33 protein-coding genes are annotated in these 25545 nt (G+C 68.2%); 5 read left to right on the forward strand and 28 right to left on the reverse strand.

What is annotated here, in order from left to right; translation table 11 throughout:
- Positions 1-20: 20 nt before the first annotated feature.
- Entirely contained in the window at positions 21-1076 is a 1056-nt protein-coding gene (locus tag AB1555_19160; GenBank protein ID MEW6248807.1) for an EamA family transporter, read from the forward strand.
- Positions 1077-1083: 7 nt separating this feature from the next.
- On the forward strand, positions 1084-1422 hold the full coding sequence (locus tag AB1555_19165; GenBank protein ID MEW6248808.1) for a YnfA family protein: 339 nt from the start codon (positions 1084-1086) through the stop codon (positions 1420-1422).
- A gap of 115 nt (positions 1423-1537) precedes the next feature.
- On the opposite strand, the gene AB1555_19170 is transcribed toward AB1555_19165, so the two are convergent.
- The 28 genes from AB1555_19170 to AB1555_19305 all read right to left on the reverse strand — a co-directional run bounded on the left by AB1555_19170 (position 1538) and on the right by AB1555_19305 (position 24437).
- Positions 1538-1996, reverse strand: a complete 459-nt coding sequence (locus AB1555_19170) for a lysozyme (protein ID MEW6248809.1) — start codon at positions 1994-1996, stop codon at positions 1538-1540.
- Positions 1993-2466, reverse strand: coding sequence for an HNH endonuclease signature motif containing protein (locus AB1555_19175; GenBank protein MEW6248810.1), 474 nt, complete (start codon positions 2464-2466; stop codon positions 1993-1995). The genes AB1555_19170 and AB1555_19175 overlap by 4 nt, the downstream gene beginning before the upstream one ends.
- Complete coding sequence (locus AB1555_19180; protein ID MEW6248811.1) at positions 2466-2948, reverse strand: hypothetical protein; 483 nt, start codon at positions 2946-2948, stop codon at positions 2466-2468. The genes AB1555_19175 and AB1555_19180 overlap by 1 nt, the downstream gene beginning before the upstream one ends.
- Positions 2945-3235, reverse strand: coding sequence for a DUF6127 family protein (locus tag AB1555_19185; protein MEW6248812.1), 291 nt, complete (start codon positions 3233-3235; stop codon positions 2945-2947). Before AB1555_19185 ends, AB1555_19180 begins: the two co-directional genes overlap by 4 nt.
- A gap of 67 nt (positions 3236-3302) precedes the next feature.
- Positions 3303-3653 (reverse strand): DUF2793 domain-containing protein, encoded by a 351-nt coding sequence (locus tag AB1555_19190; protein MEW6248813.1) that lies wholly within the window; start codon positions 3651-3653, stop codon positions 3303-3305.
- On the reverse strand, positions 3653-5854 hold the full coding sequence (locus tag AB1555_19195) for a phage tail protein (GenBank protein ID MEW6248814.1): 2202 nt from the start codon (positions 5852-5854) through the stop codon (positions 3653-3655). Before AB1555_19195 ends, AB1555_19190 begins: the two co-directional genes overlap by 1 nt.
- A complete protein-coding gene (locus AB1555_19200) occupies positions 5851-6225 on the reverse strand; it encodes a hypothetical protein (protein ID MEW6248815.1) in 375 nt (124 codons plus the stop codon). The genes AB1555_19195 and AB1555_19200 overlap by 4 nt, the downstream gene beginning before the upstream one ends.
- A gap of 4 nt (positions 6226-6229) precedes the next feature.
- Positions 6230-6469, reverse strand: coding sequence for a hypothetical protein (locus AB1555_19205; GenBank protein ID MEW6248816.1), 240 nt, complete (start codon positions 6467-6469; stop codon positions 6230-6232).
- A gap of 9 nt (positions 6470-6478) precedes the next feature.
- A complete protein-coding gene (locus tag AB1555_19210) occupies positions 6479-7276 on the reverse strand; it encodes a DUF2163 domain-containing protein (GenBank protein ID MEW6248817.1) in 798 nt (265 codons plus the stop codon).
- Positions 7277-7285: 9 nt separating this feature from the next.
- Positions 7286-8977: a hypothetical protein gene (locus tag AB1555_19215; protein ID MEW6248818.1), complete on the reverse strand. Its 1692-nt coding sequence runs from the start codon at positions 8975-8977 to the stop codon at positions 7286-7288.
- Between the two features lie 7 nt (positions 8978-8984).
- Positions 8985-9977 (reverse strand): hypothetical protein, encoded by a 993-nt coding sequence (locus AB1555_19220; GenBank protein MEW6248819.1) that lies wholly within the window; start codon positions 9975-9977, stop codon positions 8985-8987.
- Positions 9978-9983: 6 nt separating this feature from the next.
- Positions 9984-10916, reverse strand: a complete 933-nt coding sequence (locus AB1555_19225; GenBank protein MEW6248820.1) for a hypothetical protein — start codon at positions 10914-10916, stop codon at positions 9984-9986.
- Entirely contained in the window at positions 10917-14108 is a 3192-nt protein-coding gene (locus tag AB1555_19230; GenBank protein MEW6248821.1) for a tape measure protein, read from the reverse strand.
- Positions 14109-14110: 2 nt separating this feature from the next.
- Positions 14111-14758, reverse strand: a complete 648-nt coding sequence (locus AB1555_19235; protein MEW6248822.1) for a DUF6441 family protein — start codon at positions 14756-14758, stop codon at positions 14111-14113.
- Positions 14736-14906 carry a hypothetical protein gene (locus tag AB1555_19240; GenBank protein ID MEW6248823.1) on the reverse strand — a complete coding sequence of 57 codons (171 nt, stop codon included), beginning with the start codon at positions 14904-14906 and terminating at the stop codon, positions 14736-14738. The genes AB1555_19235 and AB1555_19240 overlap by 23 nt, the downstream gene beginning before the upstream one ends.
- A 41-nt stretch (positions 14907-14947) precedes the next feature.
- Positions 14948-15337 carry a DUF6631 family protein gene (locus tag AB1555_19245; GenBank protein ID MEW6248824.1) on the reverse strand — a complete coding sequence of 130 codons (390 nt, stop codon included), beginning with the start codon at positions 15335-15337 and terminating at the stop codon, positions 14948-14950.
- Positions 15338-15348: 11 nt separating this feature from the next.
- On the reverse strand, positions 15349-16101 hold the full coding sequence (locus AB1555_19250) for a hypothetical protein (GenBank protein ID MEW6248825.1): 753 nt from the start codon (positions 16099-16101) through the stop codon (positions 15349-15351).
- A gap of 2 nt (positions 16102-16103) precedes the next feature.
- Positions 16104-16298 (reverse strand): hypothetical protein, encoded by a 195-nt coding sequence (locus AB1555_19255; GenBank protein ID MEW6248826.1) that lies wholly within the window; start codon positions 16296-16298, stop codon positions 16104-16106.
- A gap of 5 nt (positions 16299-16303) precedes the next feature.
- Entirely contained in the window at positions 16304-16732 is a 429-nt protein-coding gene (locus tag AB1555_19260) for a hypothetical protein (GenBank protein MEW6248827.1), read from the reverse strand.
- Entirely contained in the window at positions 16729-17010 is a 282-nt protein-coding gene (locus tag AB1555_19265) for a hypothetical protein (GenBank protein MEW6248828.1), read from the reverse strand. The genes AB1555_19260 and AB1555_19265 overlap by 4 nt, the downstream gene beginning before the upstream one ends.
- Entirely contained in the window at positions 17010-18014 is a 1005-nt protein-coding gene (locus tag AB1555_19270) for a major capsid protein (protein ID MEW6248829.1), read from the reverse strand. The genes AB1555_19265 and AB1555_19270 overlap by 1 nt, the downstream gene beginning before the upstream one ends.
- 2 nt (positions 18015-18016) lie before the next feature.
- Positions 18017-18391: a head decoration protein gene (locus AB1555_19275; protein ID MEW6248830.1), complete on the reverse strand. Its 375-nt coding sequence runs from the start codon at positions 18389-18391 to the stop codon at positions 18017-18019.
- 3 nt (positions 18392-18394) lie between these two features.
- A complete protein-coding gene (locus AB1555_19280; protein ID MEW6248831.1) occupies positions 18395-19642 on the reverse strand; it encodes a S49 family peptidase in 1248 nt (415 codons plus the stop codon).
- Position 19643: 1 nt separating this feature from the next.
- The gene (locus AB1555_19285) at positions 19644-21134 is read right to left on the reverse strand and encodes a phage portal protein (protein MEW6248832.1); all 1491 of its coding nucleotides are present in this window, start codon (positions 21132-21134) and stop codon (positions 19644-19646) included.
- 73 nt (positions 21135-21207) lie between these two features.
- Positions 21208-21414 carry a hypothetical protein gene (locus tag AB1555_19290; protein ID MEW6248833.1) on the reverse strand — a complete coding sequence of 69 codons (207 nt, stop codon included), beginning with the start codon at positions 21412-21414 and terminating at the stop codon, positions 21208-21210.
- A 2-nt stretch (positions 21415-21416) separates the two neighbouring features.
- Complete coding sequence (locus tag AB1555_19295; protein ID MEW6248834.1) at positions 21417-21866, reverse strand: hypothetical protein; 450 nt, start codon at positions 21864-21866, stop codon at positions 21417-21419.
- A gap of 2 nt (positions 21867-21868) precedes the next feature.
- Complete coding sequence (locus tag AB1555_19300; protein MEW6248835.1) at positions 21869-23833, reverse strand: phage terminase large subunit family protein; 1965 nt, start codon at positions 23831-23833, stop codon at positions 21869-21871.
- Between the two features lie 73 nt (positions 23834-23906).
- Positions 23907-24437 carry an elements of external origin gene (locus tag AB1555_19305; protein MEW6248836.1) on the reverse strand — a complete coding sequence of 177 codons (531 nt, stop codon included), beginning with the start codon at positions 24435-24437 and terminating at the stop codon, positions 23907-23909.
- Between the two features lie 105 nt (positions 24438-24542).
- Between AB1555_19305 and AB1555_19310 the strand changes: the two genes are divergently transcribed.
- From AB1555_19310 to AB1555_19320, 3 genes are all read left to right on the forward strand, one after another.
- On the forward strand, positions 24543-24731 hold the full coding sequence (locus AB1555_19310) for a hypothetical protein (GenBank protein MEW6248837.1): 189 nt from the start codon (positions 24543-24545) through the stop codon (positions 24729-24731).
- Between the two features lie 81 nt (positions 24732-24812).
- Complete coding sequence (locus AB1555_19315; GenBank protein MEW6248838.1) at positions 24813-25328, forward strand: DUF3489 domain-containing protein; 516 nt, start codon at positions 24813-24815, stop codon at positions 25326-25328.
- On the forward strand, positions 25325-25545 hold a 221-nt coding region (locus tag AB1555_19320; GenBank protein ID MEW6248839.1), incomplete at its 3' end, for a hypothetical protein. The genes AB1555_19315 and AB1555_19320, both read left to right, overlap by 4 nt.

Raw genomic sequence — 25545 nt, forward strand, 5'->3', positions numbered from 1 at the left:
TCCATAAATGACAAGAGAAAATGAAATTGAACGACTCCGGCATCCCCGCCGCGCTGGCCGCTGCCGTACTTTTCGGCGCAGGCACGCCGCTGGCGAAACTGCTGCTTGAGCATGCTGGCCCCTGGTTGCTGGCTGCGTTGCTATACCTAGGCTCCGGTCTTGGGCTTTGGTTATTGCGCCAAGTACGGCAGTCGCCTACGACCCAACTCGCACGCGGCGATTGGCTCTGGCTGGCTGGAGCTGTTGCCACCGGTGGAGTGGCAGGTCCAGTGTTGCTGATGACGGGTCTAACAGCTATGCCAGCCTCGGGCGCGGCATTGTTGCTCAATGCAGAAGGAGTCTTCACGGCGCTCTTGGCGTGGTTCGTCTTCAAGGAGAACTTCGACCGGCGCATTGCACTGGGCATGATTGCCATCGTGGCCGGTGCAGTGGTATTGAGTTGGCCCGCCGAAGGGACGGTAGAGTTCGCGAGCCTTTGGCCTGCGCTAGCTGTGCTGGGCGCGTGTCTTGCGTGGGCCATCGACAACAACCTCACCCGCAAAGTGGCGCTGTCCGATGCTTCGTGGATCGCTATGGTCAAGGGGCTGGCAGCAGGTGCAACGAACCTCGTCGTGGCCGTAAGCTTAGGCGCAGCATGGCCGGGCGCAGCACCTGTACTCGGCGCGGCCTTGGTCGGCTTTTTTAGCTATGGAACCAGTCTCACGCTGTTCGTGGTCGCTCTGCGACATCTCGGTACTGCCCGCACCGGCGCTTATTTCTCCGGGGCACCTTTCTTCGGCGCGTTGATGGCTCTGGCACTGCTTCACGAGCCGGTTACCGTGGCATTGCTGCTGGGCGGCACTCTAATGGCCGTGGGCGTGGCACTGCACCTGACCGAGCGTCATGTGCATGAACATATGCACGAGCCGCTCGAACACACGCACGCGCATGCTCACGGTGCGGGCGACGAACACCACATGCATGAGCATGGCGAGCCGGTACCTGCGGGCACGCGCCATAGCCATCAACACCGGCATCACCGCATCACGCACGCGCATCCGCATTTCCCGGATGCGCACCATCAACATCTGCATTGAGGGCATGATGATCGAGCTCACCAAGACTGCTGCCCTGTTCGCGCTCACGGCTGTCGCCGAGATCGTGGGTTGTTACTTGCCGTGGCTGGTGCTCAAACAGGGTAAATCGTTGTGGCTGCTAGTGCCAGCGGCGAGTGCGCTGGCACTCTTCGCCTGGCTCCTGACGCTGCACCCGAGCGCGGCGGGACGTACCTACGCCGTCTACGGTGGGATGTATGTCGTCATCGCACTCGTCTGGCTATGGGCCGTGGACGGTATTGCGCCGAGTCGCTGGGATCTCGCAGGGGCGACTGTGGCGCTGATCGGCATGGCCATCATTGCCCTGCAGCCGATTCAGGCATCCTAAGGTGCGCCACGCACGAATAAGAATGGTGACAACCGAGACATTTTCGAGAGGCCCATTGACTCGGTCAGGCTGTCACTTCATTTACTCATAACAATGAGGTTGGAAGCTACTTGATTCATTCTTGGAGTAACAAAACTTCAGCCTCTCGCCGAGCTACCAGACCAGGTAGCACCTTACCTCCACCGTAGACCCAGCGCCGCAACTCGCGAGCCGCGTCCAGCCAGTCGCGCTGATTAATCCGCCGCCGCAGCGTTGATGTCTGCAGACGCCCAGCCCCAAGGTTGAACGTGAAATCCACGATGGCCGAAAGTCTTCCCTCGGGTTCGGCGGCGAGCACCGGGCAGTAGCGCAACGTTGCGGCGAGCGCCACCTTCAGATCCTGGGCGAGGTAGGCCTCGGCTTCTTCCTCGGTGATCGGCGGATGGTCCGGCCTGCAAAGGTGACCGTAGCCGATCGTTGGATAGCCGGCCGGACAGATGTACGGATAGGCGCGGTTGGGATCGTGCTTGGGCACGCGATGGAAGCCCTCGAAGCGCTTGGCGAGATCAATAGCCGCCTGGGGTACCACGATCACATGCGTGTCCATCGCTCCATCCGTTTGATGAGGCCGATTGCCGACGGCGACACCCCAAACCGTCCGGCGAGATCACGGTAGCAGCCACTCTCGGAGCGAATCGTCTGGACTGCTTGACGGGTCAGGCGGGCACTGCCGTTGCGCTCGCCAAAGAGGTGCGCCGATCGGCCCTTCGTAACCATGTCAGCGCTGTTGTCGCGTGCAGTGCCGACGAACAGATGACCGGGGCGGACACACTGCGGCCTGTCGCAGCGATGGCAGACCATGAGACCGTCCGGGATCGGACCATACGCCAACTCGTAAGCGACTCGATGCGCACGCAGCTGCGCGCCGTCCTTGCGTTTGATGAGCCCGTAGCCTTGCGGATGCCTGGCCCCCTTCCAGATCCAGCACCCGCTATCCGGGTCGAAGTCGATTTTCTCGAGGAAGCGCCAGCGCAAGGGCGTCTCGGGGCGGCCCGTTCGCGCCATCACACCGCTCCCCGTGCCTTCTCCAGGGTGCGATTCAGGAACCAGTAGTTCAGGATGCCTGCGAGCAAGGCCTGATCCGCTTCCGACCAAGCTGCGAGCAACGCTGGCCCGAACCCCACGCCCGACTGCACCGAGCCGACGAAGGCCGAGAGTTTCACCCCGGCATACATCAGCACGAAGATGTAGGTGACCACGGGCCTGACCGTGGTGGACAGCGCATCGGCCCACTTCACGCCCGAGGTTCGGCCCTGCGCCGCCACCGCCTCGCGCAAGGTCTCGAGGGCCCCCACGTTCCAGGCGGCATCGGCCCCGGCGCCGATCTCAGCCATGCGGGTGGCGCCGCGCAGCTTCTCGAACTCCAGCGCCTTGTCCTGCATGGCCAGCTCGTGGCCGCGCTCGCCCTTGCGGTCGAGCCATTTGAGGATCTCGGGTGCGAGACGGAAGGCCCCGCCGAGGATGCCGCCGAGCAGGGTCTCGATCATTGGCCACCTCCGAACACCTTGAGCTTGATGACGGCGCCCGCGACCAAGGCCAGGAGGAAGCCGGTGGTGACGAGCCGGATCACGGTCTGCCAGGCGGTGTGCTTGGCGGCGTTGAAGGCTTCGAGCAGGCCGCGCAGCTCGCGGATATCGTGGGCGGCGTCCTCGCCGTCAAGGCCGACGTCGGCAAGGGCGCGCCTCGCGCCGCGTTCGGCTGCGCGTGCGAGCAGCTCCTCGAACTCGTCGCGCGGCATGACGACCATGCCGTCTTGCAGAGTGGGTGGGCTCATTGCTGGTCTCCAGAAACGAAGAACCCGCCGGGCGGCGGGTTCGGTGGATGCAGTAAAGAGAATGCGATCAGACGGCGATGCCGGGGCTCCAGCCGGTCGCCTTGTAGACGGAGAGCACGCCCTCGTCCTCGACGAAGCAGGTCCAGCCGATCTTGGGGGCGTGGTACTCCCACGCACCGGCGATGCGCACCGCGATCTGGTCGGTGCGACCCGCCCAGGCGCCGGTGGCGGTTGCCGGGACGATGTAGCGATCGCCGTCCACGGGTGTCGCGGGTGGGGTGGCGAGATCGCGGTCCTTGACCGACAGGCCCACCACGGCGCCGAGCCGCTTCAGGTTGGCGTCCATGCCGCCGTTCCAGTTGTGTTCGCCCTGGGCCCAGCCGTAGGCGAGGCCGAGGTTCGGGTCATTCAAGGCCATCAGACACCTCCGTAGTAGTCGCCGTAACGCAGGCCGTAGCCGGTACGGTCGAATTCGATGACGTGTTTCTGCCAGGACACGTGGCCGTCGCGGCTCGCCTCGATCTCCACCTTGACGTGCGCGTTGACGCGCCCGAGGCCGGAGTCGGCGAGCTCCTGCGCCAGCGGCCAGGTGGTACCGTTACCCGTGATGCCGCTCACCGTGCGCGCGAGCTGCCCATTCTCGTTGTAGAAGCGCACGGTTGTGGTCTGGCCCGCCTCGGGCGTGATCGCCCCCTCGGTCTGCAGGACGAGGTAGGCGGTCTGGGACTGGCGGTTGCGCGTGGCCCAGCTCACGTTGATCTCGCCGGCCACGACCGTCGGATAGCGCTTGCCGTTGACCTGGGCGTTGCCGGGGCAGTGCGGACGGATGAAGCGCTTGTTGAGTGGCAGGCTCATCTCCGTTGCCGCCGCCTCGGGCAGCGTGCCGCGTGCCGTGCGGGTGAGGAGCTTCACGCGCACCGTCTCGCCGGCGACGTACTCGGGCGTGAGGTAGTGGCGGAAGCCGTCGACGAACCAGATGCGGCTGCCTGCGGGGTGGCTCGCCGGCACCGTATCGAGCATCCCGCGCTCCAGGGTGACGGTCTGGGTCGCGAGGTTGAGCGACACCACCTTGAGCCATTCGCCGTCGATCACCGTGAGTCCTCCGGCAGTCACCTCCTCGAGGCCGATGCCGGAGGTCAGCCCCACACTCACCTGCGCAGCCGACTGCGGCAGCATTGCCGTGAGAACCGCCGTGGGCGTGAAGATGCCGAAGCCCTTGTCGGTGAAACTGCCGCTGACGCGGGCCAGTACCTTGAAGCCGAAGGCGTCCGACGAGGGGCGCGAACCGCAGGCCGCCACCAGGCCGTCGAGATCGTCGATGTCGCCGAGCAGGCTCTGGGACTCGCCCGTGAAGTCTTTGACCACCGACCAGTACGGCACCTCGAACAGGGTCTGGTGGGGGCACGGTGCCGGCAGGCTGGTCGGCTCCGTCCAGCCCGAGGGAGGCGGCGCCGAGTAGACCGACTGCGGCAGGCCGAAGATGTCCTGCACGCACTCCACCCGCACCGCCCCGTTCGCCAGTTCCCCGTAGGCAATGCGGGCGACGCGCATCACCATCTGGTCGATGCCGTAGGGCGGCCAGGAGAGCTTCACCACGTCGCCGATGTTGAGGCCGGAGGCCTGGCGGTTGGCGACGAAGGTGCATTTGGCGAGGGGGCTTACGAGTTGCTTCAACTCGCGCATGGCCACCCGGTTGGCCAGCTCCGCTCGGCTGATGCCGGGGTAGTTGACCGTGGTCGCCACCACGCCGCCGTTGAGCTGCACGGCGGCGATGTCCTGCACCGTGACGCTGCCGTCCTTGTCTGTGGCGCCGTCGCGGTAGACGACGGTCACCTGGTTGGTGATCTCGCCCCAGGAGGGCCGCGTGAACTCCTCGATGCGCAGGATGTTGCCCGGATCGAAGGTCGGCAGGCTGGAGAGCGTGTAATCGGCGCGCGCGAGCTTGAGGGTGAAGAGCCCGGTGCGCGGATGGACGTAGAGCAGCCCGTCCACGTGCCTGAGCACCGACAGGATGAAGTCCTCGATGGTCTCTTCCTTGTTCCACAGCAGCGACAACCCGAAGCCCTCGGCATGGAGCGCGTCGGCGGCCGCCATGAAGCTGGCATCGTCGATGTCGCTCGTCGGGTAACCCATGCCCCACTCGCCGTTGGTGAGGCACTCGCGCACGATGTGGGCCGGGTTGGCGTCGCCGGAGATCTCGGCCTTGGCCGCGTACCACTGCCTCGGCACCCGCTTGGCGCGCACCGACCAGGGCTTGATGTAGGGGTTCATGGCCGCGACCCACACCCGGCGCAGGATCAGCGACACCACGCCGCGGAAGGCCGGGATGTCGGCGCCGAGGCGCTCCTGCAGGTAGGCGTTCCGTCCCTGGGTCGGCCCGCCCATCAGGATGTCCACCGGCCCCTGCACGCCGCCCTCGCGCTCCTCCCCGCCGAAGAGATTGGGGTTGTCGATGGTGATCGTGGTGTTGCCGGTGACGTTGCCCGACCAGGCGACGCGCTCGCCCACCCGGATCTCGGTGATGGCGTCCAGCGGGCCGTGGCACAGGGCGAGGTGGGCGCCGAGGCCGTACCAATAGCCGACCGTGTACTCCTGACTGCCTTTGCCGCCGCCGCTCATCCTGCCTGCTCCTTCTGTGCGCTTCGCGCATCCCTCGCTGCGCTCGGGACCAGCACTTCGTGCTGTCCTGCGGCCCTTTGGGCCTTGTCGGCTTCCTCGGCGACGCGGATCGCCATCGCGTCACCCGTGGCGCGCAGCCAATCGACCGGGACCCCTCGCTCCACGAATTCGGCCCAGGTGTGGCTGCGCCCCTCGAACCAGCGACGCATGCCGCGGGCGCAATAGCCCAGGGCGCGGGCATGCTCCAATCGAGCGATGACCTCTGCCGGCTCAGAACGACCGCCGGTCGATCCGACATCCGGGATTCGCCGGCTGACGGCGTTCGCGGTCGTGCACATCCCCACTTCGTGGGGCCCCTGCTTACTGCTCATGCCGTTACTTCTTGCCCCCGGAGGACTTGCGGATCGGCCGCACCTGCACGTCGCCGTACCAGACCACGTTGGGCCCGGAGATCACCCGCGTACCGAACAGCACCGGGATGGGGGCGTCCTGGGAGGCGATGGGCACGTCCTTGTCGCCGATCTGGCCGGGCTGGGCGTCCTGCACCTTGGGGCGCGGCGCGAGCAGCGCGGACAGTACCGTGGTGACGACCCAAATGATGATCTGTTGCCACATGGGAAAGCCTCACACGATGGCGTCGCCGGTGAAGGGGTTCTTCACCGGGATGAAGGGGAAGCCGCCGAAGTTGTCCAGGTTGCCGAACCTGTCCTTGCAATGCGCCATCGTGTGGTCGCAGCCGGCATAGAGCTGGACCGCATCGCCCGCCGTGAGGCCGACCATGGGAGCGACCAGGGTGAGGTCGATCCCGGCGTGACCGACGATCATGCGCGCGCCGGCGGTGGTGGCGAGCATGCCGCCCACGAAGTAGCCGTCCGGCCGGCTGGCGGCGACGGCGACCTGGACGGTCACGCCGCTCACTGCCGCTACGGTGCCGTCCACCCGAAAGCTGTCTTTCAATGCGCCGCAGCCGCTGGAGTACAGCACGTGGCGGCACAGCAGCTGGTAGCGGGCACGCAAGCCCGGCCGCTTCAGGCTCGAGGCGATGGGCTCGCACTTGAGGGTGGCCTCGGCGCCGGACAGCCGCGCGCCGGTGATGCGCCCCTTCCAGTAGGTGATGAACTCGGCGTCGCCGACATGGCGCCGGTAGAGGGTCACGCTCACCACACCCTCGGGCGGGGCGGCGAGAAATAGACTCGCCACGGCCAGGTCGCGCGGCATGCGGATCTCCAGCCCCAGCCGCGCGAGCTCGTTGCTCTGCTCGAGGCCGCCGCGCGAGATCGTCGCCGGCTGATAGGTCTCGGATTGGTAGTCCACCGCCACCTGCCCCGAGGTGTAGAGCCAGCGCTGCGCGCCCTGGGAGAAGCGGTAGAGCTCCTGCGGTTGTCCGCCGTGGGCGGACTGTTCGATGCCCAGATAGCTCATGGTCTTAGCTCATGATCTCAACGTCCGGGTGGAGAGCTGCACGCGCGCCGTGGCGTCCGTCTCCCAATGCAGCTCGACCGCGTCCTGGTCGAGCCGGGCCAACTCCAGGTACGAGACCTGCAGGAACTGCTGGGGATCGAGGGTCACGCCCAGCGGCGCGTCCAGGGAGAGCAGCTCCTCGTCCTCGGAGATCTCGTTCGCCCCGGTGATACGGCGATGGAAGGTGCCGGCCGTGGTGAGGAGCCGCAGGTCGCGCCGCAAGGGATCGGCGGCGACGAAGCGGGCGTAGCCGACGTTGCGGACGACGAGGCCGGCATCCGTGGCCGCCACCGTGCGGCTGACTTCGAGGTCGGACTCGAAGGTCGGCAACCAGCAGGGATTCGCCCGTCCCGCGCGTGCGGCGAGCCAGCCCCGGAAGGCGGTCGCCTTGCTCCGGTCGGTGAGCAGCCAGGTCAGCGTGCGTCCGATGAGCGGGGAGCCCGACTCGTCGTCGAAGGTCGGCAGTCCCGTCCCGTAGTCGATGATGGAGAGGCGCCGAAGCCACCTGTCCTCAAGGTCGGTGCTCCGGTTGGGCCGCCAGTCGAACACCCGGTAGCCCTGATAGGCCGGGCCATAGTCGGCGACCGCGGGCGCCGTGATGTCCTCGATGCCGAAACGGCAGCGGCCGACGGCGATGGTGTCGGTGGGACGCGTAACGGCCACCTCGCCCTCGAGGCGGGCGAGCCGCGCCGGAAACACCCGCGTGCCGGCCGGCCAGCTCCCGGCCAAGGGGAGCTTGAGGGTCAGCGTGTTGCCGGCGATGGAGAGGATCTCCACCGCCTCGTGCCGCGTGTTGGAGCGCCACAGTACCGCCAGACCGCCCGCGTGGTAGTCGCTGTTGGCGGCATCCTGCACGGTGAGCGCGGTGCTGCCGATGGCGGCCTCGCCCGCAAGGGTGGAGACGTCGGTCCACACCGGCAGGCAGTAGATGCGTGCGCCCCAGGCGAACAGCAGGTGATCCAGCACCTGGGCGTCCCGGCCCTCGATCAGGAATCCATACTCGAAACCGCGTCGCGGCAGCTGCCGCAGGCGCACCCGCTGCTCGGTGCCGTCGTAGGACTCCAGCACCTCGGTGAGCCATTCCAGCCGCTCGGTGATCCCTTGCGACCAGTCCGGACGCATGCCAAAGACCACCACGCGGCGGCCGGTGACCACCAGCAGCGCGGTGAGCCCGCCGGCAAAGACGAAGCGGTAGGCGGCGTCGATCACCGGCGCCCCGCGCGTGCCCGCTGCGAAGGTGTAGAGGCGCGATTGCAGCGGCCCGAAGGCGAGCGGCAGCGCCGGCTGGCCCGAGAGCAGCAGCCCGTCCGTTCCGGTCTCGTCGATGGCATCGAGCGTCTGCGCGTCGAACCGGGCGTTCCACACCTCCAGCACCCGCTCGACCGGGCTCACCAGGTTGCCGAGATCGATGGTCGAAGGGATGACGTGGATGCGGTGGTACCAGTCGGCCCCGAAGGCGGGCAGCAGAGCGCCGTTGACGCCGAGCCGCAGCTCGTCGACGGGCTGGGTGTCGAGCCGCGTACCCGGACGCGCGATCGAGCTCGCACTCGGGTCGAACGGAAAGGCGACCGGCACGCGCTCGGAGACCTCCGGCGAGCGCGACCAGGTCGGCGGCTCCTGGCGGGCGGCACCGGGCAGGATGGAACCGGGAAAGGTCGGCATGATCCGCTCAGGGGATGAGTCTCACGGCATAGCCGTGCAGGCCGCTCTTGCCGTTCTTGGAGTGGGCCGGAAAGGCCATCCACTGCTCGGCGCCCAACGCGAAGTCCTCCGCCGGCGCGTAGTGGGTGATGTTGAGGTAGCGCAGGTGAGCGGTGTAGCCGAAGGGCGAGAAGAAGCCGGAAGGCCGCGCCACGAACAGGTAGAACGGCAGCATCGGCGTCACGCCGTTCAAGGTGTTGGGCACGTGACCCCACCAGTAGCGCGCCAGACTGTCGCGCGGCGTGCCCGTGCCCCGTTCCCACAGCGCCTTGGCGCGCTTGCCTGTGAGCGCCCAGTCCTTGCAGACCGAGTGCCAGTCGGTGGCGCCGTCCACCTCGGCGAGAACGAAGTTCGCGCCGCCGTAGTACTTGTAATCGTTGAACGGCAGGCCGAAGTGCCGGTCGTGATCGTAGCCGAAGACATAGTCGTTGAAGCCGCTGTACGTATAGGTGTAGGCGTCCGGGCCGAACGCGCCCGACACGAACGCCCCGCCGCCGTAGCTGCCGAACTTCGTGAGATCCCCGAAGGCGAGATGGTGATAGACGCCGGGCGAGACCTCGGCCACACACATGATCAGTTCGGGCGTGGCGGCCGAGAGTAGGTGGTAGGTGTTGGCGGTGCCCACCTCGAACAGGCCGCAGGCTTCGGCGCGGTAGCTCGTGGTGTTGCTCACGTAGCTGGCGTTGACGATCGATCCGGGTTGATCCCACCAGGGCTTGCCGGCATCGAATCCAGTCGAGCCGATCAGCCAGATGCCGGTGATGGTGTTGTAGCGTGTGGAGAGGCGCTCATTCACCGCGGAGCGCAGATGGACGTAGAGCCCGCCCTTGGCGAGCGACAGGGTCTGCCCGGTGCCGTCGGGGGCCCAGCGCAGCTGGGTCCAGCCGTTGGCCACCGCGAACACGCGCAGGGCGTCGAGCAGCTGATCGGCGTTGGCGGAGGTACCAGTCTGGTAGGCCATGGTCGGTCACGAAAGGCGCAGCGCCCAGTAGTCGCGCACGCTGGTGCGATACACGTTCTGCACCACGAGGTGGTCCACGCCGCCCACCGTGATCAGGTTCTCGGCGGCGTTGTTGAACCCGGAGACGTGATAGACGCCTTCCAGCTCGCCGAAGAGGTCGTGATCGGTGCCGGAGTTGTATTGCGTGAGCACCACGGGCGAGAGCACGTAGGTGCCGTCCGGCGCCTCGCGCAGGTTGCCGAGGTAGGTGTAGTTCGTCGGCCAGACCGGGCGCGGCCCGTCGTAGCGATACTCGGACGACGAGTAGGCGACGTTCTGGAACGGCAGCCAAGCGCCCGAGGGGCCGCGCAGCATGCAGGCGGTGTTGGCGTTGTTCTGCCCATCCTCGCCAGGGTCGACGAAATGGCGGTGGTTGGGCGAGGTCACGCTGTAGTTGCGGCCCCGCTGGCCGGTCATCGAGCCGCCGACGAGCAGCGGGTACGGGTACTGACCCGGCGTCGCGTAGGGCAGGACGAAGCCCAGGTGCGCCGCCTGGTAGACGGTCGAGATCTTCGCCACCACCACGGCACGCCGGCCGTTGGCCACGAACCAGTACGGGATCGCTGTGTTCCAGAGCGACATCATCGGCAGCCAGCCGCTGATCGCGCCCGGTTGCGTATAGAAGTCGTTGGCCGGGTTGAAGCCGATGAAGCCGTTCAGGTCCCACATGTAGTAGCCGGCCGTGGCGTTCTCGTAGGCCCGGATGCCGCAGTAGATCTCCTCGGCACCGGCCAGGCCGGGCGCCTTGAGGATGAGCTCTTTCGTAGCGGCGTCCGTCGTCCAGCGCAGCGCCTGCCACTGCTGGCCCGCGGCGACCAGATTCGGGTGAGTGGTGAGGAAGGCATGGAAGCGGTCCAGCAGATCGCGGTAATCGCTGGCCGTGCCGATTTCGAACGCCATTTACGCAAGCACCTGTCTGACGGCTCCCGCATTGCGTTGCAGGATGTTGAGGATGGTCTTCTCGCCCGCGGACGAGTTGAGATAGTCGGCGGCCATCGCCGGGTCGATCACGTTGACGATGCGCACCGCCTGGCCCTGCGGTTGCGGGGGCGGCATCTCGGGCACCAACCCGCCGGCGGCGAAAGCGAGCCGGGGCCCCTGGATGCGCGGTCCGCCTTCGATGCCGTTGATCGCCTCCAGGAACGCCACGCCCACGCGCTTCACGGCGGCGGCATTGACTACGTACTCGCCGGCGGAGAGTCGTGCCGGGATCGAGTCGCTGGTGGAGGTGCCCGGGCCGGTGACGTAGCCGCCGCCGGCGAAGCCCTGGAACAACGACGAGACCAGCGATCCCAGGCTGAACCCGCCCGCGCCGCCGCCCCCGAACAGGCTGCCGAACAGCGCCTCGGCGAGCTTCTGCGAGGCGATGCGGTTGATGGCGGCGAGTACCGAGCGGGCGAAGTCGGCGAAGGCGTCCTTGGCCGACTTGGCGCCGCTGCCGATGGCCTCGAACATCTGCGCGAAGCCGTCCTGCACCGCCCCGTCGATGGCGACCGCCACGTCGTCCACCACGAGCTTCACCTGCGCGATCTCGTTCTTCCAGGTCTGTACCCGGGCGACGGCCTCCGGGCCAATGGCCGCGGCGGCGGCCTCCAACTGCGGCAGGAGCGCATCGAGCGATTCGCCCGTCTGGCGATGCAGCGCAAGGATTTGGCTTCGTGCCTGGGATTCGGTGAGTAGCCCCGACTGGCGCTGCAGGTTGATCGACTCCTCGGATGCACGCATCCGGGCGAGCGCGTCGTTGAACTGGCGCTCGTAGTCGGCGAGATCGGCGGCCGCCGACTTGACGTCGATGAGGCGCCCGACCGTGGCCACGCCTTCGGTGTCGCCCTCGGCACGCAGCCGCTCGATCAGCGTCTGGTACTGCCGCTCGATCGCCGCGCGTCGATCCTGGCTGGTCGCCGCCCCGGTGAGGTCGAGCAGTTCGTCGCGCGCCTTGGCAAGCTCCTCGCGCAGCTCGCGCTCGGCCTGGGTGGCCTTGCGGGCATTGGCGACCTCGACGTCCGCGCGCTTGTTGTTGAGGACGGTGAGCTCCGCTTCGAGCTTGGCGACCTCGGCTTTCGCCTTGAGGCGTACCGGTTCGTCCTTGCCGGTCCTCTGCAGGCGCTGCTGCTCCGCGAGCGAGACCTGCACGCGCCGGATCTCCGCATCGATCTCCTGCTGCTCGATCCGGGTCTTGGCCGCGTAGTAGTCCTTGAGCGAGATCAGCCGGTCTTCGAGGGAGGCATCCAATGCCCGCGCCTGACGGTCCAACGCGTCCTTGAGGAGCTTGAATTCGGCCTCGGCCTGGGCCTGCACGAGGGCGAGCTTCGCTGCTTCGCCTCCCTTGTCGGGGGCGGACAAGGCCTGCGGCTGCGAACGGCCGAAGACGCCCGGCTGGGTTGGCTCGGGGCGGATGCGCCGGGCGATGGCTTGCGCAGCCTCCCCGACGTAGTCACGCGTGACGGCGTCGCGCACGGCTCCAGCCAGCTCCTTCCCGAAATCCCGCACATCGCCGAGCTGGCGGCCGAGTGCCGCGCGCAGCGCCTGCATCGAAAAGTCGCCGCTGAAGGCCGCGGCCACGTCCTGGCCCAGGGCCTTCGCCAGCTCTCCGATGTCGGAGAAGGCGTTACGAAAGCGCTCGACCAGGAAGGCGGCCGTGATGCCCACGACGCTGCCGATGGCGTTGAACGCGCCGATGACGACGTTCACCATCGCGCGGACGGCCGTGCCGATGGCGTTCAGCGCGCCGACCATCGCCGCGCGCACGCGGGCCCAGGAGAGATCGTTGGTGCCGACCAGCCTTCCTAAGGCGCTGACGACTTCCCCGACCTTCTCGACGACCAGGTCCCAGGCGGCGGCGACGATCTGCTTGATCGAGGCGGTCCTGCCGCCGAACTCGACCACGGCGTCGCGCGCCGAATAGAGTGCGCCCGCGAGCAGCCCCGCGGCGGTCACGATGACGCCGATGGGCCCGCCCAGGAGCGCGAGCACCCCGCGCAACAGACCCGCGGCGCGACCGAGCAGTGACGTGGACGCTACTGCCTGAGCCACGGCACCGGAAGCAGCGGTGGCTTGCAACCGGGCCTTGGCCGCATCCGCGACCAGCGCGCCGGTGGCAAGCCCTTGCGCACGTGCCTGAGCCAAGGCGGCATCGGCGAGCCGCACCCGGGCGAGCGCCTCGGCTTCCAGCGTGCGCAGGTTGGCCAGGCGCGCGGCCGCTTCCGCCCGGGCGGCAGCAACACTGGTCGCGAAGGCGCCGGCCATCCGCCCGAACGCGGCAACCAGCACGACACCGGCCAAGTCGATCAGCAGCTCGAGATGCCCGGCGACGAGCTGGATGGCCTGCGCCAGTCCCGCCGTCAGACCCGAGCTCGCGTCGCGTTCGCCGAAGGCTCGCTGGAAGGCGTTCTTGAGGCGGGTGAGCGCACCCGATACCGTATCGGGGAGGCTCGCGTACTCCTCGGCGAGGCGCGTCCGCTCCTTAAGCAAGGCGTCGAGCACGGCCTTCGAGGTGATCTTGCCTTCCTGCGCCAGGGCCCGCAGTGAGCCGAGCGGCACGCCCATGCCGTCGGCGATGGCCTGCGCCAGGCGCGGCGTCTGCTCGATGACGGAATTGAACTCTTCACCGCGCAGCTGGCCCGAGGCGAAGGCCTGCCCCAGCTGCAGCAGGGCACCGGCCGCCGCGTCGCTGGATGCGCCGGAGAGCGACACGGCCTGCCCGATGGCGTCGGTAGCCGCCAGCACGTCCGCCTGCGAACGCCCCAACGCCTGCACCGAGGGTGCGAGCCGCGCATAGAGAGTGATGGTCTCTGCCAGGGGCGCGCGGTTTTTCTGGGCGATCTCGAAGAGGGCCGCGTCGGCGCGGTTGAACTCCTCTTGCGAGGTGACCGCGAGCTTGAGGCGCGCCTGCAGGTTCTTGTACTGGTCGGCGACCTCGACCAGTTCGCGCACCCCCAGCCCGATGCCGATCGCACCGCCGATGCGGGAGAGCACCTGGCCGACCTGGGCGGCTTCGCCGCGCAGGCGGGCGAGATTTCCCTGTACGGACTGGAAGGCCCGTCGCGTCTCATCGACGGCGGTGATGAGGATCTGGGCACGGTTACCGGCCACGTTCAAACCTTCGACATTGCTTTACGGATGGCCGCCGTCAGGCGGGGAAGATCGCCTCGCACCGAGCGGGCGAGGTCGAACCGTTTTCTCAAGCTCACGCGTCGCACGAGCACGGCGATGGGAATCTCCTGGCCGCGCCGCACGCGCCTGGCGCCGGTGCGCTCCCGCTCGGCACGACGAAAGCGCGCGAGCGGCTGGGCGTTCTCGGCGATGTTCTCGGCCATCAGGATCTGCCGGCCGTTCTTCTCGATGAAGAAGGCATTGCCGGAGCGCATCAGGGCATCGATCACCCGAGCGAACGCCTTGCGCCCGATGCGCCGGTGCTGCGGCAGCAGCGGGACGAGCATCCGCCCCCGGATCGTTCCGCCCTGTTCGTGGATACCCAGCCAGGGCACTTTCGAGCCGATGTAGAGGGCCGGGAATTCCTTGGCCTTGCGGTCGAACACCTTGGCGTGCATCGAGCGGAGGAACTTCGGCTTCACGACCTTGAAACCGGCGCGCATTTCGCCCCGCGCCCGCTCGGCCATCACCTTGCCGGTGTCGCGCATCGCGCGGGCCACGGCGGTGTGGATCGCCTTGCGGGTGTCGCCCTGCCAGGCGCTGAAGCGCCGCCGATCCAGCAAGCCCTCAGCGACCAGATCGATCTTCATCACGCATGCCCCGATGGAGTTCGGTCTGGAGTTCACGGATGCCGTCGCGACTGCCCTGGGCGGCAGCGGTCATGACGGCAAGCCGGGTGGCGAGCCGTTCGTGTTCGAGGCGGCGATCGGCGGCGAGGAAGGCGTTCAGCTGGCCCAACGTGTAGCCGAGGATGTCCGGGTAGCGGTGACCGCCCCGTATCAGGCGGGCGATGGCGTCAGCCCAGCCAGACGGCCGTTCAGACGCTGCGCCAGATCGCCGACTTTCGGCGCGATCCGGCGCACGAAAAAATCCGCGTTCACCTCGAACACGGTCGCCGCCAGGGTGATGGCATCGTCGAGAGCCAGCGCGTCCACCCACTCGCGCGGTTGGCGGCTGGCGATCGCCAACCCGGTGAGCAAGGCATCGCCGTGGTCCGAGAGCAAGGCGAGCCAGTCCGGCTCGCCCGCCAGTCGTTGCGCGAAGGGCTGCACGGCCTTGAGCATCGCCGGCAGCTCGCCGAGCACCAGCGGGCTGATCGCGAGGCGTTGGCCGGCCAGATCCACAACTTGAGGCTGCGGCACGAGAACATCCAGATCGGAAGCACTCATCGTCATCCCCCTCACAGCAGCACGACGCGGCCGAACTGGCCGAGGTCGCCGGCGGCGGGCTTGAGCGTGTCGGCCAGCACCTGGCCCGAAAGCTCGAACTTCAGCAGCTCGTCGGTGATGACCGAGAGCTCCTTGGCCGGGTTGATGGCCACGCGGTAGAGATCGATCACCACCTCGCGGTTGCCGTCGGCGGTATTGAGTCCCTCGAAGCGCACCCAGCGCTCGGGCAGCGGCTGGGTGAACATGGCGGTGACCGATGCCGTGCCGTAGGCGTAGTCGACCTTGAAGGGCTCGACGTAGGGTCCGCCGGTGGTGGCGTCGAGGATCACCAGCGAGCCGTGCTTGGCGTTCACCGAGTACTGCGCGGCCGGCAGAATCTTGGGGGTGGCGCTGGAGTCCTTTACCACCACCGACGAGACGTCCTGCTTGGCGAGCAGGTAGAGGCTGCCGGGAGTGACCGGGTTCGGCAGCGCCTCGGCGGTGACCGTGCCCGGGGTCTGGGCGGTGGTGGCGCCGTAGAGGGCGAGCGCCAGGTTGGTCGTGATGAGCTCCTCCAGCGTGCAGGCGAACTCGCCCTTCTTGGTCTTGATGAGCTGCAGGTCGGTGAGGCGCTGGCCGCTCACCGACTCCTGGTGCTCCAGGGTCTCCACCGAGAGGGAGACCTTGAGTTCGGGCACGTTGCCCACGTAGGCCAGGCCCTGCGGGTTGCCGAGTGCGTCGCGGGCGCCGATGTAGACGCGCCCCTGTCCGGAAAAGTAAGGCATGGTCAGTCTCCTTTACGGGTCTTGATCGGGGTCTGGGGTTGAGGGTCGGCCGGCCGCGCGGCTCCGCGCTCGATCAGCCCCCGCGCGGTCCCGCGCTCGATCAACCATTGCGCCGCTGCCTCGTCGAGATCGAGGATCTCGCCGGGGGCGTGGAGTCGGCCGGCGTGGGTGTGCGGTTCGATGAGTTCGATGTGCATGGTGACTATCCTTTTTGGGTGAGGTCGGAGGCCAGGGTGCGGTAGCGGATCTCGTAACGCGCGGGCACGGCCAGGGCTTGGCTGTCTGCGTCCTCCGCGTCCCACTCGCAGTCGATCTCGCGCACGCCCAGGGCCAGCCCGCCGAGGCTCGGCTCGGCCATGAGCGCGCCGTGCGCCGCGACGATGAGCGCGTCGGCCACGTCGAAGGCGTCGTCTTCGCGCGCGAGCGCGACCAGCCTCAGCGTCAGGGCGCGGTCGAGCCGGTCGTTCGCCTGCGCGAGGACCTGATCGCCTTCGATGAACAGCAGGAGCGCGGGGCTCGCCTCGCGCGGGAGCGGCACGGTGGGCTGGCGATGCAGCGGCGTCGGTGCGATCGCGGGACCGATACGCGCCACGACCGCCCGGACCAGGCGCTCGCGGACGGAGGACGTCATAGCCGGGTCAGCTTGGCCTGCATCTCAGAGCCGTCGCGCAGCTGGCGGACCTCGCGCACCCGATACGGGCTTCCCGCGATCTCCACCGTGTCGCCGGCGGCGAGGGTGAGCCAGGCGCTCGGGTACTCGAGGTGGTAGTCGCGGTTCAGTGCGAGCCCGTCGAGCGCCAGCTCATCCGGGGCGCTGAAGACGCACTGCACCGTGAGCGAACCCACCATGACGTCGGTGAGCAGCCCGGCGCGGCCGGCGGCCTCGTAGAGATCCGTCACCTGCGCCATCACGCTGCCGTCAGCTTCACCAGCACACCGGGCCGGTGGCACATCGGCAGCGGGTTGCTCTGGGTGTGCAGATCGGTGCCGCGGTCGAACTTGCGCGGCTCCTGCTTCGCGTAGAGCGGCTGGCCCAGGGTGTTGACCGTCTCGTTGAAGTCGGCCGGGGCGAAGTAGGTGGCGAAGGTGTCCACCGTGCCCAGCGGGAAGGCGTGGGCCTCGCCGGCGGCGATGAAGCGGCGCGCGTTGCCGTTGGCGTCGGTGGCCTGGCCCCGGTACTCCTCGAAGGTGATGCCGCCGAAGGTGAAGCCGCGGCGCATGTCGTTGATGAGCACCGCGCCCTGCTGCCAGTTCTTGTAAGCCTCCTCGACCTTGGCGTGGCCGGTCAGCGCGTCGAAGAACTCGGGCGAGCACAGGCAGTGCACGCCGATCGAGAACTCGCCCGAGAGGTTGTCCTCGATGTGGCGCAACACCTCGGCGCACTTGCCCTTGACGTTGGTGTTGGCGTTGCCGAGGGCGAAGTTCACGGTCTTGGGGGTGATGCCGAACTCGGTGTAGAGATTGACCAGCGGCGTGGCATCGGCGTCGAGGATCTCGCCCTTCAGCGCCCCCATGCGCAGGTGCTCCAGGGTGATGGCGTGCTTGTTGCGCATGGTCTCCAGGTGGCGAGCGAGCACGCCGGCCACGCTCTCGGTCTCGGTTTCCTGCCCGAAGCTACGGATGCCTTGGACCTCCTCGGGCAGCACCACGTCGTCGTGCGGGATGTGGGGCACGACGAAGGCGCGCATCGCCCGCTTGCCGCGCTTGCCCACGGTGCCGGGCGAGCCGGGCGGCAGGGTCGGCAGCAGGTTTAGCACGCCGTGCATCTCCTCCACCACCACCTGGCGGGTACGCACCGGCTTGATGGGGAACAGGTCCAGGGTCTCCAGCCGCCCGTAGCGGTTGGGGATCAGGTTGATGGCGGCGGTGAGGCTCGCCATCGAGAAGGCGGGGTTGGAAAAGGGATTCTGCATGGTCAGGCTCCTTCACGAACGAGGATGCCGCGCGCTTCGAGGGCGGCGATGGCGGCGGACTGCTGCGCGGGCGTGATACCGGCAGGCCAGACCAGCACATGGCGGGCGACGATGGCGTGGCGCGCGACGATGACCGCATCGAGGTCGGCGGCGGTGGCGTCTGCGTCGACGATCAGCACGCCGGCGGGCAGCTCGGTGCCGTCGGTGGCGGTCGGATCGAGCGCCTTCAGCTTGTTTGTGGCGGTCTCACGGCCGACGACGCTGCCCAGGACGAGGCTCTGGCCGGCGGCGACGGTGGCCGGGTCGCGCGAGTACAGGTTGGGCGCCTCGTACTTCAGCAGGTCGCCCAGGTTCATCGGTTCAACTAGGGTCGGCATGGTTCACTCCTTTCCGGCAAGCTGCTTGACCGCCTTGATCAGCGGGTTGTGTTCGGGGGATGCGCGGTGCGCGGCGTGGGCATCCGGATGGATCGCCGAGCCGATCTCGGGGACATGGGCACGGGCGGCGAGCAGCGCGCAGCGGACATCGGTTTCCGAGAGGCCTGCGGCCAGGAACTCGGCGGTGCGCTCCGGGCAGCCGCCGAGCTGGCACAGCTCGGCGATGGCCACGGCCTCGCGCCGGTCCGCAGCGGTGGCGGGCGTCTCGGGCACGGGCGCCGCGGAGGCAGCAGCGGCGACGAGCGTCGTCTGGGGGGTTTCGGGGGTTTCGGGGGTCGAATCGGTGGATTGCATCGGGTCGTTCTCCTGTTTGGCGTACGCGGAACCGGGACGGGTGCGGGGGGCCGGGTTCCGCGAACGGCCCTGCGGGTTCAAGAAGGTCGCGAAGACGGCGAGCAGCTGGTCGCGGCTCGCCACGGCGTCGGCGAGCCTGCTGCCTATCGCCTCCTCGCCGAAGAAGAGCCCGGCCTCCGTGGAACGCACGGCGTCGGGGTCCAGTCCGCGCATCGCCGCCACATGCCCGACGAACAGGCCGTAGAGGCGATCCACCTCCGCCTGGAGGCGCACCAAAGCCTCGTGGTCCAGCGGCTCGTGGGGCGAGAAGTCGTTCTTGTGCCGGCCGGCGGTGATCGCCGTGTAGCGATAGCCCTGCTGGGCGTCGCGGACCGACTGGTCGACGTGCATGGCGATGACCCCGACCGAGCCCACACCGCCGGTGCGCGTGACGGCGAGATGCGAGGCGGCGCAGGCGATGGCGTAGGCGGCCGAGAAGGCGGAGTCGGCGGCGATCGCCCAGACCGGTTTCACGGCATCAATCGCACGGATGCGCTCGGCGAGCTCGAACACGCCGCCCGCCTCGCCGCCGGGGGAGTCCACGTCGAGCAGAATGCCGGACACGGCAGGGTCGGCGAGCGCGGCATCCAGACGGGCGCCGATCTCGCCGTAGCTCATGAGGCCGGAGGCGGCCTCCAGCCCCAGGGTGCGGCGCACCAGCGTGCCGTGGATCGGGATCACGGCGATGCCGGGCGGTGCCGCCACCTCCGGGCTCGCGGGCATCACCGCCGGTACGGCGGCTTCCAGGTCGGGCAGACCGATGCGGGGACCGAGCACGGAGAGGATCACGTCCAGCTTCGAACGCGCGATGAGAAGCGGCGTCCCGTAGAGACGGGACGCCAGGTGTACGAGCTGCATGTCAGAGGTCCTGGATGTCTTGCGGCGGCACCGGGTCGGAGGCCGCCGCGGGTGGGTTGCGGTCGTGGCGCGGGTCGGAATCGAAGACGAGGCCGAGCGCATCGGCGCGGGCGTTGTCGGCGGCGATCTCCCGATCCACGTCCTCGGCGTCGTAGCCGAAGGAGGACACCGCCTCCGAGCGGGACAAGAGCCCCGCCCGGATCGCGGTGAGCATCGCGTTGAACTCCTTCTGCGGATCGACCCACTGCCAGCCCTGGGGAATCCACTTGCAGGCGAGCCAGGCGCGGCGCCGCGCGGCGTCCCGGGCGAAGCCGGGGAGCTTGAGCCGTCCCTCCAGCACCGCCTGCGCCATCCACGCGCGCCACACCGGGCGGCAGAGCTGGTGGACGATGACGCCGTGCTGGATCGCCTCGCAGCGGCGGCGAAACTCCAGCAGCCCCGCGCGGATGGAGGAGTAGTTCACCTGGGTGAGGTCGCCCGTGAGCTGCTCGTAGGTCACGCCCATCGCGGCGGCCACCGCGCGAAACTGCTGACGCATGAACTCGGCGTAGGAGCCGCCCACGTCGGCCGGCTGCGAGAACTTCACGTCCTCGCCCGGTTCGAGGATCTGCAGGGTGCCCGGCTCCAGCCCCGCCAGCGCCACCCCCGCGGCATCGGCCGGCCCTTCGCCCATCAGGGCATCCTCCGGCTGGTCGCGGGTGACGAAGCCGGCGAACATGGCGGCGGTCTTCTTGCGCACGAGTTCCGCGTCGTCGTACTGATCGAGCTCGTTGAGCTTCACCAAGGCCCGCGCGAGCCAGGGCTCGCCGCGGATCTGCCCGGGACGCAAGGGCCGAAACAGATGCACGATCTCGGAGGCGGGCACGCGCACCGTCTCCATGCCGCCGCCAGCGGACATGGGCGCGAGCAGGCCGTCCTCCGGGTGCGAGCGGTACAGGTGGTAGGCCACGCGCCGGCCGAGCCGGTCGAACTCGATGCCGGCGCGGATCACGTTGCCGTTGTCGGCAAGGCGATTGAGCGTCACCGGCAGGTGCTCGGGCTCCAGCACCTGGATCTGGAGTGCCACCGCCAGCCCGTCATCCGGCCGCCGGTAGCGCAGCCGCACCAGCGCCTCGCCGCCTTCGAGCATGGCGCGGCAGGCCAGGGCCTGCAGGCCGTAAAAGTCGGTCAGCCCCTGGGCATCGGCCTCCTCGGTCCAGTCGCGCCAGAGGGCCTGGACCGTCTCGCGCAGGCCCGGGTCCTCGACCATCGACTGCGGCTTGATGCCGGTGCCGATGGCGTTGGCCACGAAGGCCTCGATGCCGGCGGCCGCCCAAGCGTTGCGGCGCACCAGGTCACGGCTCTTGGCGCGCAGTTCCGTCTGCGTCGTGAGCAGCGCGGCCACCGCGCCGGGGTTGCCCGGCATCCAGGCGAGCGAGCGGCGCGCGGCGCCCACGCCGTCGTAGGTGGGGGTCGCGCCGAAGGCGAGCTTGAGGCGGCTCCAGAAGCCCATCACAAAACCTCCGGGAGAGGTTTTGGACGCGCGCCAGCGCGCCCGTCAGGGGGCAAAACAGGGATGTTTTGCATCACAGCCCCTTGCCCGTGGTGACCCGGATCTGGCGCAGCTTGGGTCGGCCCGCCTCGCGGGCGAGAGCCGCATCCACCTCGCGCAGCGCCGCGCGCAGTTCCTCCACCGAGCGGTACTCCACCGTCTTGTCGCCGAAGGTGACGCGCCGCTCGCCGCGCGCCAATGCCCGCTCCAGCGCCTCGCGATCGGCCGCCGTGTAGGCCATGGTCAGACACCCGCCAATGCGGCCAGCTCGAGCACCAGCTCGGTCTGGGCCGTATTGCCGTTCTGAAACACGATGCGGACGAAGCGTCCGACGGGACGGCCCTGGACGGTGAAGTAATCGCTGCCGCCGTTGGGTTCGTACCAGGCGACATTCGCATCCGGATGGATGCCAGCCGCGGGCAACCAACGCACGCCGTCGATCGAGCTCTGGATCTCCATCGCTTCCTGCTTCGAGGCGACGCCGCTCTTACGAGCCAGCAGCAATGTGTAGCCGTGCTCCTCACCCAGATCGACCGCGTCGGTGGTGACGGAGCCATCGGCGGACAGGGCTCCCACCGCGAAGGCGGAAGCGAGGGCCGGTACGCCCATCATGTGTCCCGACGCATCACAACGGATGCAGCGGATTTCGTCTCGACCGGTGGTCGGGTTGCGGTAGGTGCCTTCCAAGATCATCTTCAGCTCATCCAGCGACTCTTGACGACGGACCGGCGCCGGATGCGTCGGCCCGAAACGACGACGCCCCCGGAGTCGGGGGCGTCTTCTGCGGTTACGGTGTGTTCGTCCTGCTCGGGCGGTGCGGCGATGCCCAGTTGTCTTTCCAGCTCGCGCCAGTGGCGCTCCTCGAAGCGGTCGAGACCGCTCGCCGCCGCGGCGGCGCGGGCGTACACGTAGCAGTCCAGCGCCTCGTTGCGCTCGCGCAGCTTCTGCCACTCCCGCACCGGAAAGCCGTTGCGGTCACGGCGGGTGATCAGCTGCTCGGCGCAGAGCTGCTGGACGTACTCGGCATCGACCTTGGGCAGGTGGACGAAGCCTGGCGGATAAATCGACGTGGTGCCGTCGTCGGCCACATCCGCACTCTTGCGCAGGTTGTTGTAGAACTCGAGCTTGGCGAGCCCCACTGCGACCGAGTACACCTTGATGCCCCGGCGCAGCTTCTTGCCGCCCTGCGACACATCGACGGCGGTGGGCGTGCCGATCAGGGCCGCGCCGCGCGGGACACCCTTGATCGCCATCAGGCGCGAGTCACGCACGGTACGCACGAAGGCGTAGGCCTCCTGCGTGGCGAAGCCGGTGTCGAGCGCGAAGCGCGCCAGCGGAACCTGGTTGCCGGATTCGTGCGTCCAGGTCTCGTCGATCAGCTCGGACAGCCGCTTCCATACCGCATCCCGCGCGGTGTCGCCCATCAGCACGCGGTGCTCGACGAGCCAGGACGCCTTGCCGCGCCCGAAGGCCCAGATCGAGGTCTCGATGCGATCCTTCTGCACGTCGGCACCGCCCACCAGCAGCAGGCCGCCCATGGGGACCGTGCCGATGCGGTAGTCCTCCCGCCGCTCGATCAGGCGCTGCCAGTCGGGCGCTTCGCCTTCCTCGACCCAAGTCTCGCCGAGCTCGGTGTTCTTGAAGGTCTTGATCGCGGCGGCCGAGCCGGACTCCTTGCTGACCGCACTCTCCCACGCGCTCGCGATGTCGCGCCACGAACGCCAGCCCACCGGGCTGTAGAGCGACGAGAGATGGAAGCCCGCCGTCTTGACGCCGTTCTCCGGCGCCATCGCGCGCCACTCGCCGTGCTCCAGCATCCAGGTCTTGTGATGCTCGGCGATGGGCGTATCGCAGGACTCGCACACATAGGCCGCCGTCTCCGGCCGGCCCCTCTCCCAACGCAGCTGCTCGAAGCGCAGCCACTGGCGGTGGGAGCAGTGCGGGCACGGCACGAAGTAGCGGCGCTGGTCGGATGCCTCGTACTCGCGCTCGACGGCGCTCGCCCCGGCGATGGTCGGCGTCGAGACGATGAAGATCTTGCGCCGCGCGAAGGTGCGCGTGCGCGCCTCGGCGAGCGAGATCGCATCGCCTTCGCCCTCGACGTCGAGCGGGTAGGCGTCCACCTCGTCGAGAAAGAGATAGCGCACCGGCATCGAGCGCAGGCCCACCGCGCTGTTCGCGCCGGTCATCACCAACACGCCGCCACGAAACTCCTTGGCGAGGATGGTGTTGCCCGAGTCGCGCGAACGCGCCGGAGCGATGAGTTCGCAGAGCACCGGCGACTCTTCGATCAGCGGGTCGATGCGCTGCTTGGAGTTGCGCTTGGCCATCTCCACGGTGGGCCAGACCGCCATCATCGGCCCAGGCGCGTGGTGGATGACGTAGCCGATCCAGTTCGAGCCGGTTTCCGTGGCGCCCACCTGTGCGCCTTTCATGAACACCACGCGCTCGACCGGCGAGGTCGGCGACAGGCAGTCCATGATCGCCTTGAGATACGGCGTGCGGCTGGTGCGCCAGCGGCCCGGCTCGGCCGAGGACTTGCTGGAGAGCATCCGGTGCCGGTCGGCCCACTCGGAGACGGAGAGCAGCGGATCGGGCGTCAGTCCTTCGCGCCAGGCGCGCTCGATGGCGTCGAAGCCCTCGTAGACGAAGTCGTCCATCACAAATTCGTCGGGAACGAATTTGGACGCGCGCCAGCGCGCCCGGCAGGGTGAAACACAGGGATGTGTTTCATCAATCGACGCGGACCTTCAGTTCACCGAGCTCGGCGAGGTGCTCGCGCACCGCCGCCTCCAACGCGACGTGCAGCGTGTGCGCGTCCACGCCGAGCCGGGCCGCCATCTGCGCCGAGATCCGCGCCGGCCAGTTGAGCCAAGCGTCGCGCTCGGTGCGCGCGAGCTTGAACACGTGGGCGATGGCCTGGTTGCGATCGACCAGCTCGCCCTTGAGGCGGGCGAGGCGCACCTTGTTGGTCTGCGCCTTGACCACCTCGTTGACCGTGCGCGCCTGTAAGAGCGAGGTGCCGCCCGCGGGTAGCCCGGCGGCGAGGTTCGGGGCCGGATCGTCCGACACCCGCACCTTCGCGGCTTTGGCGCTCGTTCCTTCCTTGGGCGGCTCGGAGTTCCTTGCCCAGTCGCGGTCGGCCTTGTCCGGATCGATCGTGCCGTCCGCCTCGGGCGTGATGCGCCCGGCGCGAATGGCCTTGTGTACGGCGGTGTCCGACACCCCACGGTGGCGGGCGTAGGCGCGAATCGACAGTCCCATGGTCTCCATCAAGCATTGGCGCCGTCCCGCTCGGATTCCGCTTGGCTTCGCTCGGGAACAGCGCGTTCATGTCATCACCATCAACGACACCCCGAGGAGAAGCACATGACCGAGCAAGCCGAAAAGGACATCGACCGGCAACTGCAGCAGATCGCGCTGGATCACCTGTTCATCGACACCCTGGAAACCCGCAACAGCGACCGGCTGGACTTCCACGAGGTCAGCGTCTGGGCCGTCAAGAGCGCCTTGATGGCCGCCTACCAGGCGGGCCGGCAGGCCGCGGGACAGGGCTGAGAAAGCAGCGAAAAGCGCTTGGCTTCAGTCGCGAACAGCGCGTTCATGACAACACCATCAACCACCACGAAGGAGCATCGAATGAGCACCATCCAACTCACCCCCGCCCAGCACGCCATCCTGGCCTACGCCGTCGAGCACACCGGTGGCAAGATCGAGTGGTTCCCCGACAACGTGAAAGGCGGCGCCCGCAAGAAGGTGCTGGACGGCCTCTGCAATCGGGCCCTGATCACCACCATTGGTCCCGACTGGTTTGTCGCCGCCGACGGTTACGAGGCCCTGGGGCGCCCGCGTCCCGCGCCGGCGCCGGTGGAGGCAAACACGGATCTCGAGGCGGAGGTCGCAGCCGCCGAAGCCACCTGGGCACCGCAGCGCGCCGAGACCAAGCCCCGCACCCGCGAGAACAGCAAGCAGGCCCAAGTCATCGCGATGCTCCGGCGCCCGGAGGGCGCGACGGTGCGCCAGATCTGCGAACTCACCGGCTGGCAGGCGCACACGGTGCGCGGCACCTTTGCCAACGCCTTCAAGAAGAAGCTGGGGCTGACCATCACCTCGGACAAGCCCGAGGGCGGCGAGCGCATCTACCGGATCGCGTGATTCAATCGGAATGGGAAGCCAAGCAGAAAACGCTTGGCTTCCCGCGCCGGCAGCGCGTTCATACGGGTGTCGCAACCATCCACGCCAAGGAGCACAGCATGAAACCCACCCGCGCCATCCTCACCCACAGCAACTACGACGCCGACGACTACGCCTACCTCACCGCCAAGGGCTGGAGCGATGACGAAATCCTGGCCCGCTGGAGCGAAGAGGCTGC

The sequence above is a fragment of the Nitrospirota bacterium genome, from assembly GCA_040755395.1.
In the GTDB taxonomy this organism is placed as follows: Bacteria; Nitrospirota; Nitrospiria; order Nitrospirales; family Nitrospiraceae; genus DATLZU01.